The sequence below is a fragment of the Janthinobacterium algoris genome, assembly GCF_051380935.1.
GTDB lineage: Bacteria > Pseudomonadota > Gammaproteobacteria > Burkholderiales > Burkholderiaceae_D > Janthinobacterium.
This window is the reverse complement of sequence record NZ_JBNYXZ010000019.1, coordinates 73,955-93,078: the sequence shown is the minus strand read 5'-3', so window position 1 is coordinate 93,078 and position 19,124 is coordinate 73,955. Positions and strand designations below refer to the sequence as shown.

The window sequence follows — 19,124 nt, the reverse complement described above, 5'->3', positions numbered from 1 at the left end:
ATCCGCTTGAACAAGACGATCGACATCCAGGCCGCCGTGGCGATTGCCGCGGCCGAAGCCATGGCCGCCAAGACGCAGGGTACCTTCGGCGTGGGTGGCGTGCTGCTCGATGGCGCCGGCAATGTGCTGCAATCGATGCATAACAATGTCGTGCGCCAGGGCCTGGTGTTCGACCCCACCGCGCATGGCGAGCGCCAACTGGTGGACTGGTATTTTGCCGAACGGGCCAAGGGCACGCCCTTGCCGCCGCCGGGTGAGCTGACCATCGTCACCTCGCTCGACCCGTGCTGCATGTGCACGGGTGCCATTCTGGCGGCCGGTTTCAACGTAGTGGTAGCCGCGCCCGACGTCAAGGCGGGCATCAATTACGATGGCGCTGCCACGTTCACGGCTTTGCCGGCGCCGCTGCAGGCCCAGGCCGGCCGCAGCTTTTGCTATCCGGCCGTGCGCGGTGCCACCGAGTATGCGCGCCTGCCGTCCGGCGCCGCGCCCAGATCTTTTTTCATCGGCAAGAGCATCCACGAGGCGACGCAGGCATTGTGCTCGCTCGTGTTCGAAGCGACATCGGCGCAGGTGATGCAGTTGCTGAACGCCGGCGACGACGTGCATCTACGCGATCCGGCCACCTTGCCGTCCGAGCATGCCGTGGTGCGCGCTCTGCGCCGCCGCTATCCCGACGCTTTGACTTACCGCTGCGAGCCACATGCGCCCGATGCTGGCCTGGCGCCATTCCTGCAGGCGGCCATGGAGCAGGATGTGCGCGATGGCGGCCAGGGCGACGCGGCCGCCTTGCTCGATTCCTTTGGCAACCTGTTGTTGTGCATGCCGGGAAAATTGGCGCAGTCGACCATCCGTACGCCATTTATGGAATGCACGCGCCAGTATGCGCAATTGCGTTATGAATTGATGGTGAATGCGGAGCCGGCGCGGCAGGAGGAGATCAAAAGCTACCTGGGTCACCCCAAGTATGGCACTTTCGTGCTGGCCATCGGCCCGGACGACAGCGCCGCCAGTTTCATGACTCTGGGCGCCTATGGCTCCACCATGGAAGGGGCGCTGCCGGAGAATAATCCGGCACAATTCCAGTACGTGCACCCGGCCATGGCGGAAGACGCGCTGCTGGCGCTGTGCGACGCCATGCCGCCCCTGTACCGCAAGCTGATACGCATCCGGCCACGCCAGGTGGCTCACCAGGCTTTGATCAGCGCCTTGGGCTAGGCGTCGTCGTCGGGCAGGTTCTTGAGTAAGAAGTCGCGCACGTTTTCGCCCGCCACGCGGCGGATTTGCGCCTCCGACAAGCCCGCATCGAGCAGCGCCTGCGTCAAGCGCGGCAAGCCGCTTGCATCGATGGCCGTGGTGACGGCGCCATCGAAGTCCGAGCCATAGGCCACGTGTTCCGCGCCGATCAGTTTTACCGTGTACTTGATGGCGCGCGCGATGGATGCCGCATCCTTGCCGCAGACGGCCGTATTCCAGAAACCGATGCCCACCAGGCCACCCTGGGCGGCGATGCGTTTCAATTGTGCGTCGCTCAGGTTGCGTCCATTGGCGCAGGTGCCGCGCACGCCCGTGTGCGACACCATCACGGGGCGTTTCGTCAAAGTTAACACGTCGTCGATGGTGGCAGGCGAGGCGTGTGCCAGGTCGACGATCATCTTGCGCTGCTCCATGGCGCGCAGCCATTGCCGGCCCAGTGGCGTCAGGCCGCCTTTTTTCAAACCATGCTGGGAGCCGGACAGTTCCGTATCGAAGAAATGCGTGGGTGCGGCCATGCGGAAGCCCGCCCGGTACAAGGTATCGAGGTTGTCCAGCTTGCCTTCGAGCGCATGCGCGCCTTCCAGTGTCAGCCAGCCGGCAAGCAGGGCGGGATCCTTTTCGCGCGCGGCGATGAAACCGCGCAGCTGGGCGCGGCTGCCGATCACGCGGACCTTGCCATGGCTCTTGGCCGCTTGCTGGCGCAGCTCGTCGGCCTGGTAGGTGGCGCGTGCCAGCAGGCTGTTCCAGGTGGCGGGCGGCAAGCCTTGCGCCATCACCAGTGTCGTGATGTTGTCCGTATCGCTGCCATTGCGCTCGATATTCATCTTGCGCGGCGTCTTGGTGACGACGGAAAACGCTTGCAGCGCCACGTTGGCCCGCTGCAGGCGGGGGAAGTCGACATGGCCGCGCTGGCTGTCGCGGTTCAGATTGCGTTGCCATAGCAAGCTGTCGGCGTGCAGGTCGGCGATCCACAGGCTCTGGTGCAGGGCCACAGTGGCTGTCGATGGCACCTTGCCGGACGGCGGGTGGACACGGTTGAGGTGCTCGTCGACGAGGACGGGAGCGGACAGGAAGCCACCGACCAGCGCAAGGCTGGCGGCGGTGAGGGTGCTGATAATCATTGTTCTCCGTCTTACCATGGGTCGTAGGTGCCCAGGCTCCAGATGTGGCCTTCCGGGTCGCGGCAGGTAAAGCCCCGTCCGCCGTAGTCTTCATCCTTGATGTCGAGCACGATCTCGGCGCCGGCCTCGCGCGCGCTGCGGTAGACGGCGTCTGCGTCGCTGACGACCAGGTAGCAGTTCTGCGTGTTGGCGCCACCGATGTCGCCAGGCAGCTTCATCAGGCGGCCATAGTCGCTGTCGAGGGCCGGTGCCACCATGACCATGCCATTGCCAAAGCTCAGTTGCGCATGGGCAACGCCACCGTTGCCGTCAGGCACGATCAATTGTTTTTCAAAACCGAGTGCGGTGCACAGCCATTCGATGGCGGCGGGGGCATCGCGGTAGCGCAGGCAGGGAATGGTCGTAGCTGCTGTGGCTTTTGCTGTCGTGGTCATCAGAAAACTCCTATGGCAGAGGGGGAGTAGCTTTGATTGTCTATCCTGCGTAGCGTTCCGTCTCAAACCCATCGATCGAGATGGGTTTGATGCCCGTCAATGCTGCGCGCACTCATAGTGCCATAGAACAATCATTGCACTCTTGCCACGACGAAAATTTTTATTGCGTTGACTGAGGAGAGTTCGCCGCCTTCGTCTCCGTGCCCGTGTCGTCGCTGTTGCTTGACCATCTCAGCAGCATGACGAGGGCAAACAGCATGATGGCCAGTGGCAAGATGGTGATCAAGAACGCCAGTCCCAGGCAGCACCCCAGCAGCATGGGCCAGGACATGGCGCGCAGGGCGGCCATGCCCTGGCGCGCGTAAGCGCACAGTTCGCTCCAGAAAGCGCTGAAGGAAGTGCTGCCCGGTGCCGAATTGATGTCTTTCATGCCGTTCTCCTGTGGTTGCCGCTGCCGTATGCAGGCTGGCGATGAGTCCACTATAGGCAAAACCTTGCCGCCGAACATCGCGTATGCGACGAATGGCAGGAATGGCGGAGCGAACGGTGAAAGGCTGGGACAAACGGTTATTCAAAGACCTTGAGTTTCAGCTGGACGCTGAGGGCGCCATACAAACGGTCCTTGTAGGAAGGCACGATGGCGATATTCACGCCTACGCGCTGGTATTCATAGCTGATGGTGGGGACCAGCGCCGGGAACCAGCCGCCATCGCGCATCTTTGGATAGCCGCTGAAGCCGCCAACGACGGCGCCGATGCGCAGCGGGCCTACTTTGATGGGCTGGTAGTACACGCCCAGGTAGTTCGAGTAGGCGCGATCGCTATTGTAGAAGCGCCCGGCCGTGACCGACGCGACCGTAGAAAAGCGGTATTCGGCGCCCAGGCCCGGATTGCTGTCGTTCAGGTTCTTGTCGCGCTGAAAGTGGTACGAATAAAAGCCTGCGTTGAGCCAGGTTTCGCTGAGCGGCTGATTGTCGATCATGTTAAGAACATCGGCGTGTGCGCCGCAGGCATATGCCAGCATCAGTGCGCCTAGGAACAATCGTTTCATGCGTGCTTTATCCTTATGATTTCGTACTCTGTGGGCTGGCCTCGTCTGGCGCTGCCGCGATCGTATCACCAAGTTGGCTATGCTTCTAAGCAATATTGAAAGTGCAGAACAGACGGCTGTTTGCTCGTCTGTTTTAAGCGTAATGCGGCTGGCTTGGGCGTTCTTCGGGCAGCGACAGGAGAATAATTCTCATTGTGCAACTATGTTTGTATTATTGTTACAAAATTTGTTGGTTTGCGACATCTCAAATCCAATGTATATGATATTCTGACGTCAAGTTAATTTTCTTTCTGGAAATAAAATGTCAAACATGCCTAAATTGTCACTCCTTCTCGTTCTGTCGACCGTGTTCACTGCCGGCGCCGCGCAAGCCGGTGTTGTCGATCTGGGTATCGGTGGCGCCAATTTGTATTCTCTGAGCAACTTCAGCGCGTCCGGCAGCGATGTTGAAGGCGGCGTGTTGGTCGCCGGTAATCTGACGGGGTCTAACTATTCGATCAATGACAAGAACAAGGACGCCTACGTCAAGCACGGTAATACCGGCTATGCGCTGGTCGTTGGCGGCAACCTGAACTACAGCTCCGGTTCGATCAAGAACGGCAACTACTTTGTGGGCGGCAGCACGACGACGAGCAGCGTGGGCCTGAACAAGGCGACCAAGACCACGGTGTCGCCGGTATCGTTTGCCTCCACCTCGGCCCAACTGAAAAACACCTCGACCTCGCTGGCGAAAGTGGCGTCCACGGGCAGCAGCTCGGTAGCCTATGGTGGCATGACCCTGAAGGGTGGCACGGGCAATGTGCAAGTGTTCGACCTGACTTCCGCGACGCTGGGCTCTGTGAACAACTTCAAGTTCAGCAACCTGCACACGAACGACACCCTGATCCTCAATATCAGCGGCACGAACGTGAAGCTGTCCGGTGGCTACGGCGATTTCAGCAAATACAATGTGTTATACAACTTCTATGAAGCACAAAGCATTACCTTGAACGGCGTGGGCCTGTATGGCAGCATTCTGGCGCCGCTGGCGACCCTGGCCGGTGGCAATGGCCAGATCAACGGCAACGTGGTGGTGGGTAACTGGGCCTCTAACATCCAGGTCAACGCCAACCATTATTTCAACGCTACCAACGTGGCCGGTTATGTCTCGGCCGTGCCGGAACCGGAAACCTATGCGATGTTGTTGGCAGGCCTGGGGCTGGTTGGCTGCATGGCGCGCCGCCGCAAAAGCAAGACGGTAGCGTAAGCGTTCGCGCTGTTCAGGAAACCGCCTTTCAAGGCGGTTTTTTTTCGCCTGCTGGCGGCATGGACACCGCCGCCTGCACCATGTGCGTGAGCAGGATTTCGGCATCCTCGTAATCCTTGCGCGTGAGCTGCTTGCGTTCCAGCACCAGGGCCATTTGCGCCGAAAAATCGGCATACGATTGCGTCATCGCCCAGATGGCGAACATCAGGTGCGTGGCGTTGACGGGCGCGATCCTGCCGGCCGCGATCCAGCCTTCGAAGACGGCGATATCCTTGCGCAGCAGGGGCACGACCCTGTCGCGTATCTGCGCGCCGTACAGAGGCGCGCCATTGATCACTTCCAGCGCATACACGCGCGAAGCCCATGGCTGTTCGCGCGAAAAACGCAGCTTGGCGCCGATATAGGCGCGCAGCACATCGCGCGGTTCGTCGTGCTCATTGGCCAGCGACTCCATGCGCGCCAGCCAGTCGTCGAGCACGTCGTCGAGCACGCGCTGGTACAGCAGCTGCTTGGACGGGAAGTAATACATCAGGTTTTGCTTCGACAGGCCAGCCCGCTCGGCGATGGTGGCGATCGAGGCGCCCTCATAGCCGCTTTCCGCGAACACGCGCACGGCTTGTTCCAGGATGTCCGCTTCCAGGCGGTCGCGGTTTTGCAGGCGCCGGCCGCCGGCATTTTTCACAGGAAGGGCAGGGGATTTATCGCTGGCCATGGCGGATTCTTTAGCGTGGGCGTATCGATTGCAGGAAAACTTGCAGCACGGGGGTATCGGTGTAGGCCACGTTGAAGCGGAACCACACCGTCTCGGGCGCGCGCAGCATGAAAAATTCATTCGGCGACAGCAGGATGCCGGCCTTCAAAGCCATGTCGGCGATGATCTTGCCATTCCACTCCGGCGTTTGCAGGTCGGGCCAGCCGGCGCTGACGAACATGCCACCGCGGGGCCGCGCCACGGGCGCCATGCCTGCCTGCGCCAGGCAGTCGATGCTGCGTTCCCGGGCCGCATCGAGTTGCGCCACCAGGCGCTCGACCATGCGCTTGTAGGGCCGCGCACAGATGGCGTGGTAGACGGCGCGCTCGTTGATTTCCGACGTCGTCAGTCCCGCCAGCATTTTCACGCGCACCAGTTCGGCCACCAGCGACAGCGAGGCGCAAATCGACCCCACGCGCAGCACCGGCGACAGGGTTTTGGAAAAACTGCCCACGCGGATCACGCGGCGCAAGCCATCCATCGCCGCCAGCGATGCTTCGCCGCGCGCCGCCAGTTCGCGGTAGATATCGTCTTCCACCAGCCAGAAATCGAATTGTTCGGCCAGCGCCAGCAGGCGGTGCGTTTGCGCCTGGCTGAGCGAGGTACCGAGCGGATTTTGCAGCACCGTGTTGACGAACATCAGTTTGGGCTGGGTGCGCGCGGCCTCGCTGGCCAGCGTATCGAGATCGAGGCCCGCCTCGCCACGCGCTATACCGACGGGGATGCAGCCGTGGTGCCGGATCAACGACTGCAAATTGCTGTAGCCGGGGTCCTCCACCAGCACCGTGTCGCCCGGCTTGGTCAGGCTGCGCAGGATCAGATCGAAGGCATGCGTAGCGCCGTGCGTCAGCAAGACCTGGTCCGGCGCCACCTGGAACAGCTCTTCCGACAGGCTTGTTGCCAGGTGCTGGCGCAGCGAGGGAAAGCCCAGCGGATGGCCATAGCCGCGCAGGCGGCTGGCGGGAATGCGCATGGCTTGGCGCACGGCATCGAGCACGGTCGCTTCGCCATACATCTCGGGTGGCAGCCAGCCCGCACCCACTGGCAGCGCTTCCGAGACGCCCGAATACAGGTCGGGCGTGAGGGCGTCGATGGCGGTGGGGCTGGCAAGGGTGTTGGCAATGAGGGCCGCTTGCGGCGAGGCGGCGATATCGTGGCGCGCGACGAAATAGCCGGAGCCGCGCCGTGACGACAACAGGCCCAGGTTGACCAAGCGGTCATACGATTCGACGACGGTAAAGGTCGATACGCCATTGCATCTGGCGAACTGGCGCACGGACGGCATCCGCGTGCCGATGCGCAGGGCGCGGCTGCCCACCATGACGCTGATGGCGATGACGATCTGCTCGACGAGGCCACCCTTTTTCTGGCGGTCGATGTCCAGCACGGGCCAGCCGGTCGCTTGCTCGGGGGCATCGTCTGTGCTGTCGCTGTACTTCACGGTGGCTCCTTATGCGGCCTTGCACAAAACTGTACTGTTTTTCCGACCTGTACGGTTGGGATACTTTGCCGTTTGTGTATCTGTGCCATTGGGGATGGCCTGTCTATTATTACATCAGCTTTTTGCCAACTGGTAAATTATTTTACGCTTCGTCAAAAACGATCTTGGCGCTGCGGCAGCCCATCCCAAGGAGAAGGTCATGAACGAAACAAGGCCGGAATCGATGTCGGCATTCTGGATGCCGTTTACGAATAACCGCGATTTCAAGGCTAATCCGCGCCTGCTGGTCTCGGCCGAAGGCATGTACTACAAGGACGTCGATGGCAACGCTATCCTCGATGGCACGGCCGGCCTGTGGTGCGTGCCGTGCGGCCATGCGCAGCCGAAAATCGTCGGCGCCATCCGCGACATGGTGGGCCAGCTGGACTTCGCTCCCACCTTTCAGATGGGTCATCCGGCCGCCTTCGACCTGGCGGAAAAACTGATGGACTATACGGGGCATAAATTTGGCCACGTGTTTTATACGAACTCCGGTTCCGAAGCCGTCGATACGGCGTTGAAGATCGCGCTGGCCTACCACCGGGCGCGCGGAGAGGGCGCACGTACCCGCCTGATCGGGCGCGAGCGCGGTTATCACGGCGTGGGCTTCGGCGGCATTTCCGTGGGCGGCATCGGCGGCAACCGCAAGGCCTTTGGCCCCTTGCTGCCGGGCGTGGACCACCTGCCGCACACGCACAACCTGGACAAGAACGCCTACACGGTGGGAGAGCCCGAATACGGCACGCACCTGGCCGATGAACTGGAACGCATCGTCGCGCTGCACGACGCCTCGACGATTGCCGCCGTCATCGTCGAACCGGTGGCCGGTTCCACTGGCGTGCTGATTCCGCCGAAAGGCTATTTGAAACGCTTGCGCGAGCTGTGCACCAAGCATGGCATCCTACTCATCTTCGATGAAGTCATCACGGGTTTCGGCCGCATGACGACGCCATTTGCAGCCGACTATTTTGACGTCGAGCCTGATCTGATGACGACGGCCAAGGGCTTGACCAACGGTATGGTGCCGATGGGCGCCGTGTTCAGCAAACAGTACATCCATGATGCCTTCATGGACGCGCCAGCCGGCATCGAACTGTTCCACGGTTACACGTATTCCGGCCACCCTCTTGCCTGCGCCGCCTCGCTGGCGACCCTGCAAGTGTTCGAGGAACAGGACATCCTGGGCCACGCTAAAGCGATGCAGGCGTATTGGAGCGACGCCGTGCATTCGCTCAAGGGACTGCCGCACGTGATCGACTTGCGCAGCATCGGCCTGATCGCTGGCATCGAGCTTGCCCCCATCGCCGGTAAACCCGGCGCGCGCGCTTTCAACGCCTTCAAGCAGGCCTTCGCTGACGGCGTGCTGATACGCACTACGGGTGACATCATCGCCCTGTCGCCGCCGCTGGTGCTGGAAAAACAGCATGTCGATGAGCTGTTTGGCAAGCTGGCCAAGGTATTAAGAAATCTCGACTAAGGAACACCATGAACACTCTCGACACCATCACCCACTTCATCAACGGCGCCAAGGTCGACACCACCAGCGGACGCTATGGCGACGTGTATAACCCGGCACTGGGCGTACCGGTCGCCCGGGTCGCACTCGGCACCGTGGAAGACGTGGACGCTGCCGTGCAGGCGGCCGCCGCCGCCTTTCCCGCATGGTCGGCCACGCCGCCGTTGAGCCGCGCCCGTGTCCTGTTCCGTTACCTGCAGCTGTGTCAACAGCACACGGACGAATTTGCCGCCATGCTCACGCGCGAGCATGGCAAGACTTTTGCCGATGCGCAGGGCGAGGTGGCGCGCGGCATCGAGATGGTGGAATTTGCCGTCGGTATTCCGCAATTGTTAAAGGGCGAATTTACGGACCAGATTTCGCGCGGCATCGACGCCTGGTCCATGCGCCAGGCGCTGGGTGTGGTGGCCGGCATCACGCCATTCAACTTCCCTGTGATGGTGCCGATGTGGATGTTCCCCGTCGCCATCGCCTGCGGCAATACCTTCGTCCTGAAACCGTCCGAGCGCGATCCGTCGGCCTCCCTGTTGCACGCGACATTGCTGAAAGAATCGGGTTTGCCCGACGGCGTCTTCAACGTGGTGCAGGGCGACAAGGTCACGGTCGACGCCTTGCTCGACCACCCGGTGGTGCAGGCGATCAGCTTTGTCGGTTCGACGCCGATCGCCGAATATATCTATGCGCGCGGCAGCGCCAGCGGCAAGCGCGTGCAAGCCCTGGGTGGCGCGAAGAATCACATGGTGGTGATGCCCGATGCTGACATGGAGATGACGGTCGACGCGTTGATCGGCGCGGCCTACGGTTCGGCGGGCGAACGCTGCATGGCCATCTCGGTGGTGGTGGCCGTGGGCGACGCGGGCGACAAGTTGATCGATGCACTGGCAACGCGCACGGCTGCACTGAAAGTGCGCGACGGCATGGCTGATGGTGCGGAAATGGGGCCGGTCGTGTCGCTGGCAGCCAAGCAGCGCATCGAAAAACTCATCGCCTCGGGCGTGGAGCAGGGCGCGACTTTAGTGGTCGATGGCCGCAACCATGTGGTGCCGGGCCGCGAGAAGGGCTTCTTTGTCGGCGGTACCTTGTTCGACCATGTGACCCGCGAGATGAGCATCTACAAGGAAGAGATTTTCGGCCCCGTGCTGTGCGTGCTGCGCTGTCCTGATGTGGTGCATGCGGTGGAGCTGATCAACGCCAACGAGTATGGCAACGGCGTGGCCATCTACACGCGCGACGGCGGCGTGGCGCGCGAATTCGTGCGCCAGATCCAGGTCGGCATGGTGGGCGTCAATATCCCCTTGCCCGTGCCGATGGCCTTCAACAGCTTTGGCGGCTGGAAGCGCAGCATGTTCGGCGATCACCACGCGTATGGACCCGAAGGCGTGCGTTTCTACACGCGCCACAAGGCCGTGATGCAGCGCTGGCCGAACACGGCAAGCGCTGGTGTGGAATTTGCTTTTCCCCAGATGAAGTGACGGTTATACACTAAATCCACCGCAGGCTCAAAGAAGGAAAACGCGATGATCGAGTCCTTGAAGTATTTGCCGCATCCCGCCCTGCCCAACGAGGAATTGGCGGGTCATTTCACGGACCTGGCGCCGCCCCTGACGGCGCGCCAGGCGGCCATCGAAAGCGCCCGCTGCCTGTATTGCTACGACGCGCCGTGCAGTCGTATCTGTCCGTCGGAAATCGACGTTGCCAGCTTCATCCGCAATATCCACGACAAGAACATCAACGGCGCCGCCGCCGGCATCCTGAAGCAGAACATCCTGGGCGGCAGCTGCGCCCGCGTCTGCCCCACGGAAATCCTGTGTGAAGACGTCTGCGTGCGCAACCACGACGCGGAAGGCCAGCCCGTCAAGATTGGCCTGCTGCAGCGCTACGCTGTCGACCACATGCATTTCGCGCAGCACCCGTTCCAGCGGGCGGCCGCCACGGGCAAGACGATAGCCATCGTCGGCGCGGGACCGGCGGGACTGTCCTGCGCGCACCGTCTGGCCATGCTGGGGCACGACGTGGTGATCTTTGAAAAGGAAGATAAGGCGGGCGGCTTGAATGAATACGGCATCGCCAAGTACAAGCTCACGGAAGATTTTGCGCAAAAGGAAATCGACTTCCTGCTGCAGATAGGCGGCATCGAGATCCGATGTCGCCAGGCGTTGGGCACGAACCTGCAGCTGCGCGACCTGCACGCGCAGTACGATGCCGTCTTCCTGGGCCTGGGCCTGGGTGCCAGCCGCAAGCTGGGCCTGACGGGCGAGGATGCACCGGGCTTGCTGGCCGCCGTCGACTATATCAGTGCGCTGCGCCAGGCGGACGACCTGGCCGCGCTGCCCGTGCCGAAGCGGGCGATTGTGATTGGCGCCGGCAATACGGCCATCGACATGGCCGTGCAGATTGGCCGTTTGGGCGCGGAGGAAGTCACCCTCGTGTACCGACGCGGTTTCGACGCCATGACGGCCACCCACCACGAACAGGATATCGCCAAGGCCAACCAGGTGCGCATGCTGACGTGGGCCCAGCCGCAGCAGGTGCTGCTCGACGCGGCTGGCCATGTGGCGGGCATGCGTTTCGAGAAAACGCGGATGCAGGGCACGCGCCTGGCGGGGAGGGACGAAACGTTCGACGTGGCGGCCGATGCCATTTTCAAGGCCATCGGCCAGAGCCTCGATGCGCAAGTGCTGCGCGATCCCATGGCTTCATTGCTGAAACGTGAGGGCGACAAGATCGCCGTCGACACGGGCTTTCGCACGGTGCTGCCGGGCATCTACGCGGGCGGCGACTGCGTGGTGCCGGGGCAGGACTTGACGGTGCAAGCTGTCCAGCATGGCAAGCTGGCCGCACTGGCCATCCATCACGATCTTCTTTCCAAAGTGGAGGCTGCATAATGGCTGATCTCAGCATCGAATTTTTCGGCATCAAGGCGCCGAATCCTTTCTGGCTGGCGTCCGCACCGCCGACCGACAAGGCCTATAACGTGGTACGCGCCTTCGAAGCGGGGTGGGGCGGCGTGGTGTGGAAAACCCTGGGTGAAGACCCGGCCGCCGTCAACGTCTCGTCGCGCTACTCGGCCCTGTATGGCAAGAACCGCGAAGTGGTCGGTTTCAATAACATCGAACTCATTACCGACCGTTCTCTGGAAATCAATCTGCGCGAAATCACGCAGGTGAAAAAGGACTGGCCGGACCGCGCCATGATCGTCTCGCTGATGCTGCCCTGCGAAGAACACTATTGGGCCGACATCCTGCCCAAGGTCGAGGCGACGGGGGCGGACGGCATCGAACTCAATTTCGGTTGCCCGCACGGCATGCCGGAGCGGGGCATGGGCGCGGCCGTGGGCCAGGTGCCCGAGTATGTACAAATGGTGACCGCCTGGTGCAAAAAGCACAGCAAATTACCCGTCATCGTCAAGCTCACGCCCAACATCACGGACGTGCGCATGCCGGCGCGCGCGGCCAAGGCGGGCGGTGCGGACGCCGTCTCGCTGATCAACACCATCAACTCGATTACCTCACTGGACCTGGACCGCATGGTGGCCTTGCCCATCGTGGGCGGCGCCAGCACGCACGGCGGCTATTGCGGTGCGGCCGTCAAACCGATCGCGCTGAACATGGTGGCGGAAATCGCCCGCGATCCGCAGACGCGTGGCTTGCCCATTTCCGGCATCGGTGGCATCGGCAACTGGCGCGACGCCGCCGAATTCCTCGCTCTGGGCGCCGGCTGCGTGCAGGTCTGCACGGCGGCCATGTTGCATGGTTTTCGCATCGTCGAAGAGATGAAGGATGGCTTGTCGCGCTGGATGGACGAGAAGGGCTACGAACGCATCAGCGACTTTTCCGGCAAGGCCGTGGCCAACACGACGGACTGGAAATACCTGGACATGAATTATCAGGTCATCGCGCAGATCAACCAGGACGACTGCATCAAGTGCGGCAAGTGCTATGTGGCTTGCGAAGACACGTCGCACCAGTCGATTGCGCAACTGATCGACGCTGCCGGCACGCGCACGTATGAGGTGATCAAGGAGGAATGCGTGGGCTGCAACCTGTGCGAGATCACCTGTCCGGTGCAGGGCTGCATCACGATGGTGCCGCAGGTCACGGACAAACCGTACATGAACTGGACGCAGGATCCGCGCAACCCGCATGCGTTGGTAGAGACGGTGTAGGGCACGCATCAAGGCATATATCTTGCGTGTGTTTATTTTATAAACAGCGGCTGGCCTTTGCGGTAAGCTAGATTGACTTAAAAGTCGAGCCGTTTCTATAAAACCGATCCCCTCCCAACCGATGGAGCATACCTGTGAACCAAGACTATTCAGGCAACACGCAACTCTGGAATGAAGACCTGGCGCCCACCACGGCGGCGCAGCGCACCTGGCGCTGGTATCACTTCGCCGCGCTGTGGGTCGGCATGGTGATGTGCATTCCCGCCTACACCCTGTCGGCCAGCCTGATCGACAGCGGCATGTCCGGTTACCAGGCCGTGCTCACGGTATTTCTCGCCAACGCCATCGTGCTCTTGCCCATGCTCTTGATCGGCCATGCGGGCACCAAGTACGGCATCCCGTATGCCGTACTGGCGCGCGCCTCGTTCGGCACCATGGGCGCGCGCTTGCCGGCCCTGATGCGCGCCATCGTCGCCTGCGGCTGGTACGGTATCCAGACCTGGTTTGGCGGGCAGATGATCTACACCCTGATGGGCGTGCTGGTGGGCCATGAGCTGGGCGGCGAAAAGATCGCAGGCCTGGGCATCAACGGCAGCCAGTTGCTGTGCTTCCTGGCTTTCTGGGCCATCCAGTTCTACTACATCCTGCATGGCATGGAGTCGATCCGCAAGCTGGAAACGTACACGGCGCCGCTGAAAATCCTCATCTGCTTCGTGCTGCTGTACTGGGTGCACAGCAAGGCCGGCGGCGTGGCCAGCCTGCTGGACCAGCCATCGCAATTCATCCCCGGCGGTAAAAAGGCGGGCCAGTTCTGGAGCGTCTTCTGGCCGTCGCTCACCGCCATGGTGGGCTTCTGGGCAACGCTGGCGCTGAACATCCCCGACTTCACGCGCTTCGCCAAGACGCAGCGCGACCAGGTGATCGGCCAGTCCATCGGTTTGCCTGTGCCCATGGGATTGCTGGCCATGCTGGCCGTGATCGTCACGGCAGGCTCCGTGGTCATGTACGGCAAGGCTATCTGGGACCCCGTGGACCTGGCCAGCCGCATGACGGGCGCCGCCGTGCTGATCGCCCTGATCATCCTGCTGATCGACACGGTCAGCGTCAATCTGGCGGCCAATCTGGTGGGCCCGGCCTATGACTTTTCCTCACTGGCACCGAAGCAGATTTCGTACAAGATGGGTGGCTATATCACGGCCTTCATCGCCATCGTCATGATGCCGTGGAAGGTGCTCGAATCGACGCAGGGCTATATCTTCACGTGGCTGATCGGCTATTCGGCCCTGCTGGGCCCCATCGCCGGCATCTTGATCGTCGACTACTACTTTGTGCGCAAGACGCAGCTCGACGTCCGGCAGCTGTACCGCGACGATGGCATCTACTCGTATGGCAATGGCTGGAATATGGCAGCCTTGATTGCCTTTGTCATCGCCGTGCTGCCGAATATCCCGGGCTTCCTGAATGCAGCCTTTCCCACGGCGTTTCCCGATGTGGCCGAAGGCTTTAAAACCATTTACACCTACGCCTGGTTCGTGGGCGTGGCCATCGCCGCAGTCGTCTACGGCGTCATGATGAAGGGCAAGGCCGTGGCGCACGTGCAGCGGGCGCCGCAGTCCTGATCTTTTCGAGAAGGAGACAAGATGACTACACTGATACGTGGCGGTACTGTCGTCAACGCCGACCGCGCCTTTCGCGCCGATGTGCTGATCGAGGGCGACACGATCGCCGCCGTCGGCGAGAATCTCGCTGTTCCCTTTGGTGCCACCGTGATCGACGCGGGCGGCCTGTACGTGATGCCGGGCGGGATAGACACCCACACGCATATGAATCTGCCCTTCATGGGTACCGTGACATCGGACGATTTTTTCACGGGCACGGCAGCGGGATTGGCGGGCGGCACCACCACCATTATGGATTTCGTCATTCCGGCACCCAAGCAGTCCCTGATAGAGGCGTATCACCAGTGGCGCGAGTGGTCGGCCAAGGCGGCCGGCGACTACACCTTCCACGTGGCGATTACCTGGTGGAGCGAGCAGGTATATGAAGAGATGGGCATCCTCGTGCGCGAACATGGCGTGAACAGCTTCAAGCACTTCATGGCCTATAAGAACGCCATCATGGCCGACGATGAAACGCTGGTGAAAAGCTTCAGCCGGTCGCTGGAACTGGGGGCGCTGCCCACCGTGCATGCGGAAAACGGCGAACTGGTTTTTCAATTGCAGCAAGCCTTGCTGAGAAAGGGCATCACCGGACCGCAGGCGCATCCCTTGTCCCGCCCGCCCGCCGTGGAGGCCGAGGCGGCCAACCGCGCCATTGCCATCGCCAATGTCCTCAATACGCCCGTGTACATCGTGCACGTCTCGTGCGCTGAGTCGCTCGACGCCATCACGCGGGCGCGCGCGAATGGCCAGCGCGTGTATGGCGAAGCGCTGGCGGGCCATCTGGTGATCGACGATAGCGTCTACCAGAGCGATGATTTCGATTACGTGGCGGGCCACGTCATGAGCCCGCCGTTCCGTGGCAAGCACCATCAAGCGGCCTTGTGGCATGGCCTGCAGAGCGGCAACCTGCACACGACCGCCACCGACCACTGTACCTTTTGCGCCGAACAGAAGGCGGCTGGCAAGGACGACTTCACGCGTATCCCGAACGGCTGTGGCGGCGTCGAGGAACGCATGGCCGTGGTGTGGGATGCTGGCATCAATTCCGGCATGCTCACGCCCTCCGAATTCGTCAAGGTTAGCTCCACCAATGCGGCGCAGATATTCAATATGTATCCACGCAAGGGCGTCATCGCCTTGGGCAGCGATGCCGACATCGTGCTGTGGGACCCGCAAGGCACGCGCACCATTTCCGCCGCCACGCAGTTCGCCAAAGGGGGCTTCAATGTCTTCGAAGGGCGCACCGTGCGCGGCATCCCCAGCACCACGATTGCCGCCGGCAAGGTGGTGTTCCACCAGGGCGAGCTGACGGCCGTCGAGGGCGCGGGGCGCTATATCGAGCGCCCGGCGTTTTCCGCCACCACAGCATGAAGTCAGGAGACAACAATGGATGATCTACGGGATGATTTACGCATCAATGGCGAACGATTGTGGGCGGCCCTGATGGAGCTGGCGCAGATCGGCGCGACAGTGAAAGGCGGCGTCAAGCGCCTGGCCCTGACGGACCTGGACAAGCAGGGGCGAGACCTGGTGGTGCGCTGGGGCCGCGAGGCGGGCATGAGCATCACCATCGACCAGATCGGCAATGTTTTCATGCGCCGCGACGGCACCGACAATACCCTGCCGCCCGTGATGACGGGCAGCCATATCGATACGCAACCCACGGGCGGCAAGTTCGATGGCAATTATGGCGTGCTGGCCGGCCTGGAAGTGGTGCGTACCCTGAACGATTTGCAGATCAAGACGCAAGCGCCCATCGAGGTGGCGTTCTGGACCAACGAGGAAGGCTCGCGCTTCGTGCCCGTGATGATGGGTTCCGGCGTATTTTGCGGCGCCTTCTCGCTCGAAACCGCGTATGCGGCCAGGGACATGGAAGGGAAGACGGTAGGCGAGGAACTGGCGCGCATCGGATACAAGGGCGACCAGGTGCCGGGCGAGCATCCCATCGGCGCCTACTTTGAAACGCATATCGAGCAGGGGCCCGTGCTGGAAGATGCCGACAAGGTCATCGGCGTGGTGCCGGCCGTGATGGGGTTGTCGTGGTACGACTGCGTCGTTACGGGCATGGAGGCGCATGCGGGACCCACGCCCATGGGGCTGCGCAAGGACGCGCTGCAGGTGGCCACCACGATCATGCAGGAAGTCGTCGCCATTGCCAAGCGCTATCCGCCATATGGCCGCGGCACAGTGGGCATGGTGCAGGTGTTCCCGAACAGCCGCAACGTGATCCCCGGGGAAGTCAAATTCAGCATCGACCTGCGCAATGTGAACGATGAACTGCTCAATACCATGCATGGCGAGATCACGGCCTTCATCGACGCCACGCGCACCGGCACGGGACTGGATATATCTCTTGAACGGGTTTCCTATTACCCGCCATGCCCGTTCCACCCCGACTGCGTGGGTGCCGTGCGCAATGCCACGGCCAAACTCGGTTACTCCGTGATGGACGTAGTCTCCGGCGCCGGTCACGACGCCATCTACGCGGCCAGATTGGCGCCGGCCGGCATGATCTTCGTGCCGTGCAAGGATGGCATCAGCCACAATGAAATCGAGGACGCCAAGCCCGAGCACCTGGCAGCGGGTTGCAACGTGCTGTTGCACGCGATGCTGGAGCGGGCCGTGGCGGTGTAGGTCACCGGCCCACGTCCCCCACCTAGGGTTTGGGTTGGAAGTTGCGCAGGAAGGCCAGCAGCGCCTGCGCCGCGATGTCGGCGTCGTCCGCAGTCATGGTTTCCAGCGGGTTGTGGCTGATGCCGCCGTTGCCGCATCGCGTAAACAGCATGGCCACGTCGGTGATGGCGGCCATGGCCATGGCGTCGTGGCCGGCGCCCGATAGCAGCGCATACGGTGCGATGCCGACGGATTCCACTGCCTGCGCCAGCTGCGCCATTAGCCATGGCGCGCACGGCGCGGCACGTGCCGACAGCAGCAGCTCCAGCTGATAGTCGATTTGGCGCCGCGCGCAGATGGCGGCGATGCCATCGAGAATATCGTCGACGGCCGCCTGGCGTACAGCATCGCTGGCGGCGCGGATATCGAGCGACAGGGTGCAAGCGCCGGCGATCACGTTGACGGAGCCGTTGGGCACTTGCAGCTGGCCTACGGTACCTACCAGCGCTACGCCCTGGTTGCAGCGCTGTTCCACCAGCAGGATGATTTCGGCGGCCGCGCTGGCGGCATCTTTGCGCATGGTCATGGGTGTGGTGCCTGCGTGGCTGGCCACGCCGCCAAGAGTCACCAGGTAGCGCGAGCTGCCGGCAATCGCCGTAACGATGCCCAGTGGAAGGTCGCGCTCCAGCAGCACGGGCCCCTGTTCGATATGCACTTCCACATAGCCAAGCAAGTCGGCCGGATCGCGCGCGATGGCGCCGATGGCGCTCGCCTCGTGACCTGCGGCGGCCAGCGCCTCGCGCATGCTCACACCGTCCGCATCAAGCTGTTCCAGCAGCGCCACGTCGAACTTGCCCGTCACGGCCGTGCTGCCCAGGAAGGTGCTCTTGAAGCGCACGCCTTCTTCCTCGGCAAAGCCGACGATCTCGACGTGGAAGGGCAGTTTTTCGCCTCGTTCGTGCAGGTGGCGCACGACGGCGATCGGCAGCACGATGCCCAGCCGGCCATCGTATTTGCCGCCGTTGCGCACCGTGTCGTAATGCGATCCCGTCATCAGGGTTTTTGCACCTGGCGCGTCGGACAGATAGCGTCCGACGACATTGCCGACGGCGTCGATCTGTACCTGCATGCCCGCGTCCCGCATCCAGTCGGCCAGCTGCGCTGCCGTTTTCCGGTGCGCCGGCGTCAGGTAGGCGCAGGTCAGGTTGTAGTCGCTGTCGCTCCAGCCGGCCAGGGTTTCCGCGTGCTGCATGATGGCCGGGCCGAAGTCCAGGCGCACGTCGAACAGGTCGTTCAGGCGCAGCTCGGCGATGCGCTTGATTTGCCGCAGCGATTCGGCCAGCTCATCGGCGTGACGGTTTTTCAGGCGCCGCGCAAACGTGGCGATGATGTCCTGGCGCGTCAAGCCTTCGCCCGTCGGACCCTTGACGGCCAGGATGAAGGGAAAGCCGAATTTGGCGTTGTACTCGCTGTTGAGGCGCTGCAGCGTGGCAAATTCATCAGGACTGCACAGGTTCAAGCCGGACTTGGCCTGCTCGCGCGTCGATTCCGCCGTCAGCTGGCCCGCGATGGCGGCCTTGCCGGCCAGCTCCGGGTGGGCGCGTATCAGCCCCAGCTGCTCTTCGGGCGAGGCTTGCGCCAGCACGCGCTGCAATTCCGTCTTGAGTACCGTCAGGCTGGCGAATGGCCGGGCGGGGGCCGCGCGCTGGGCGATCCAGGGCGAATGTTCGTAAATGCCGTGCAGGTGCGCGATAAAATCGGCCTGGCTGCCGGCGTTCAGGTCTGAAAGGGTGGTCATGGTTTTCCGATCATGCAAGCGGTGATGATAGC

At 62.2% G+C, this 19,124-nt stretch carries 16 protein-coding genes; 9 read left to right on the top strand and 7 right to left on the bottom strand.

Translation table 11 applies throughout. From position 1 onward, the window contains the following. Positions 1 to 1,218, top strand: a complete 1,218-nt coding sequence (locus ACQ4W7_RS23790) for a nucleoside deaminase (protein WP_436533774.1) — start codon at positions 1 to 3, stop codon at positions 1,216 to 1,218. Here the strand turns inward: ACQ4W7_RS23790 and ACQ4W7_RS23785 are convergent. From ACQ4W7_RS23785 to ACQ4W7_RS23770, 4 genes are all read right to left on the bottom strand, one after another. Beyond that, positions 1,215 to 2,378, bottom strand: coding sequence for a dipeptidase (locus ACQ4W7_RS23785; protein WP_436533732.1), 1,164 nt, complete (start codon positions 2,376 to 2,378; stop codon positions 1,215 to 1,217). The two genes, ACQ4W7_RS23790 and ACQ4W7_RS23785, sit on opposite strands and share 4 nt — an antisense overlap. Positions 2,379 to 2,389: 11 nt before the next feature. Next, entirely contained in the window at positions 2,390 to 2,812 is a 423-nt protein-coding gene (locus tag ACQ4W7_RS23780; RefSeq protein ID WP_426074219.1) for a VOC family protein, read from the bottom strand. Between the two features lie 160 nt (positions 2,813 to 2,972). Continuing rightward, entirely contained in the window at positions 2,973 to 3,242 is a 270-nt protein-coding gene (locus tag ACQ4W7_RS23775) for a hypothetical protein (protein ID WP_426074220.1), read from the bottom strand. 137 nt (positions 3,243 to 3,379) lie between these two features. Further along, entirely contained in the window at positions 3,380 to 3,862 is a 483-nt protein-coding gene (locus tag ACQ4W7_RS23770; protein ID WP_436533729.1) for a hypothetical protein, read from the bottom strand. Positions 3,863 to 4,163: 301 nt separating this feature from the next. Between ACQ4W7_RS23770 and ACQ4W7_RS23765 the strand changes: the two genes are divergently transcribed. Further along, a complete protein-coding gene (locus ACQ4W7_RS23765) occupies positions 4,164 to 5,108 on the top strand; it encodes a choice-of-anchor A family protein (protein ID WP_436533727.1) in 945 nt (314 codons plus the stop codon). A 28-nt stretch (positions 5,109 to 5,136) separates the two neighbouring features. Here ACQ4W7_RS23765 and ACQ4W7_RS23760 read toward each other — a convergent pair whose 3' ends face one another. After that, positions 5,137 to 5,820 (bottom strand): TetR/AcrR family transcriptional regulator, encoded by a 684-nt coding sequence (locus tag ACQ4W7_RS23760; protein ID WP_436533725.1) that lies wholly within the window; start codon positions 5,818 to 5,820, stop codon positions 5,137 to 5,139. Between the two features lie 10 nt (positions 5,821 to 5,830). Beyond that, on the bottom strand, positions 5,831 to 7,300 hold the full coding sequence (locus tag ACQ4W7_RS23755) for an aminotransferase-like domain-containing protein (protein WP_436533723.1): 1,470 nt from the start codon (positions 7,298 to 7,300) through the stop codon (positions 5,831 to 5,833). Between the two features lie 199 nt (positions 7,301 to 7,499). Here ACQ4W7_RS23755 and aptA point away from each other — a divergent pair, with 199 nt between their 5' ends. The 7 genes from aptA (at position 7,500) to ACQ4W7_RS23720 (ending at position 17,315) form a co-directional block, all read left to right on the top strand. Continuing rightward, positions 7,500 to 8,816, top strand: coding sequence for an omega-aminotransferase AptA (gene aptA / locus ACQ4W7_RS23750; protein ID WP_436533721.1), 1,317 nt, complete (start codon positions 7,500 to 7,502; stop codon positions 8,814 to 8,816). Between the two features lie 8 nt (positions 8,817 to 8,824). Then, entirely contained in the window at positions 8,825 to 10,327 is a 1,503-nt protein-coding gene (locus ACQ4W7_RS23745) for a CoA-acylating methylmalonate-semialdehyde dehydrogenase (protein ID WP_436533719.1), read from the top strand. Positions 10,328 to 10,372: 45 nt separating this feature from the next. Next, positions 10,373 to 11,740, top strand: coding sequence for an NAD(P)-dependent oxidoreductase (locus ACQ4W7_RS23740; RefSeq protein ID WP_436533717.1), 1,368 nt, complete (start codon positions 10,373 to 10,375; stop codon positions 11,738 to 11,740). Next, positions 11,740 to 13,020, top strand: a complete 1,281-nt coding sequence (gene preA / locus ACQ4W7_RS23735) for an NAD-dependent dihydropyrimidine dehydrogenase subunit PreA (protein ID WP_436533715.1) — start codon at positions 11,740 to 11,742, stop codon at positions 13,018 to 13,020. Before ACQ4W7_RS23740 ends, preA begins: the two co-directional genes overlap by 1 nt. Before the next feature lie 134 nt (positions 13,021 to 13,154). After that, positions 13,155 to 14,639, top strand: coding sequence for an NCS1 family nucleobase:cation symporter-1 (locus ACQ4W7_RS23730; protein ID WP_426074229.1), 1,485 nt, complete (start codon positions 13,155 to 13,157; stop codon positions 14,637 to 14,639). Positions 14,640 to 14,660: 21 nt separating this feature from the next. Further along, the gene (gene hydA / locus ACQ4W7_RS23725) at positions 14,661 to 16,052 is read left to right on the top strand and encodes a dihydropyrimidinase (RefSeq protein WP_436533712.1); all 1,392 of its coding nucleotides are present in this window, start codon (positions 14,661 to 14,663) and stop codon (positions 16,050 to 16,052) included. Positions 16,053 to 16,067: 15 nt separating this feature from the next. Then, a complete protein-coding gene (locus ACQ4W7_RS23720) occupies positions 16,068 to 17,315 on the top strand; it encodes a Zn-dependent hydrolase (protein WP_436533710.1) in 1,248 nt (415 codons plus the stop codon). A 22-nt stretch (positions 17,316 to 17,337) separates the two neighbouring features. Here the strand turns inward: ACQ4W7_RS23720 and ACQ4W7_RS23715 are convergent, their stop codons facing one another. Continuing rightward, a complete protein-coding gene (locus ACQ4W7_RS23715) occupies positions 17,338 to 19,092 on the bottom strand; it encodes an allantoate amidohydrolase (protein ID WP_436533708.1) in 1,755 nt (584 codons plus the stop codon). Positions 19,093 to 19,124: the final 32 nt, after the last annotated feature.

Coding starts and splice junctions, on each gene's coding strand:
- ACQ4W7_RS23785 (WP_436533732.1), bottom strand. CDS start 2,378: ATGATTATCAGCACCCTCACCGCCGCCAGCCTTGCGCTGGTCGGTGGC.
- ACQ4W7_RS23780 (WP_426074219.1), bottom strand. CDS start 2,812: ATGACCACGACAGCAAAAGCCACAGCAGCTACGACCATTCCCTGCCTG.
- ACQ4W7_RS23775 (WP_426074220.1), bottom strand. CDS start 3,242: ATGAAAGACATCAATTCGGCACCGGGCAGCACTTCCTTCAGCGCTTTC.
- ACQ4W7_RS23770 (WP_436533729.1), bottom strand. CDS start 3,862: ATGAAACGATTGTTCCTAGGCGCACTGATGCTGGCATATGCCTGCGGC.
- ACQ4W7_RS23765 (WP_436533727.1), top strand. CDS start 4,164: ATGTCAAACATGCCTAAATTGTCACTCCTTCTCGTTCTGTCGACCGTG.
- ACQ4W7_RS23760 (WP_436533725.1), bottom strand. CDS start 5,820: ATGGCCAGCGATAAATCCCCTGCCCTTCCTGTGAAAAATGCCGGCGGC.
- aptA (WP_436533721.1), top strand. CDS start 7,500: ATGAACGAAACAAGGCCGGAATCGATGTCGGCATTCTGGATGCCGTTT.
- ACQ4W7_RS23745 (WP_436533719.1), top strand. CDS start 8,825: ATGAACACTCTCGACACCATCACCCACTTCATCAACGGCGCCAAGGTC.
- ACQ4W7_RS23740 (WP_436533717.1), top strand. CDS start 10,373: ATGATCGAGTCCTTGAAGTATTTGCCGCATCCCGCCCTGCCCAACGAG.
- preA (WP_436533715.1), top strand. CDS start 11,740: ATGGCTGATCTCAGCATCGAATTTTTCGGCATCAAGGCGCCGAATCCT.
- hydA (WP_436533712.1), top strand. CDS start 14,661: ATGACTACACTGATACGTGGCGGTACTGTCGTCAACGCCGACCGCGCC.
- ACQ4W7_RS23720 (WP_436533710.1), top strand. CDS start 16,068: ATGGATGATCTACGGGATGATTTACGCATCAATGGCGAACGATTGTGG.
- ACQ4W7_RS23715 (WP_436533708.1), bottom strand. CDS start 19,092: ATGACCACCCTTTCAGACCTGAACGCCGGCAGCCAGGCCGATTTTATC.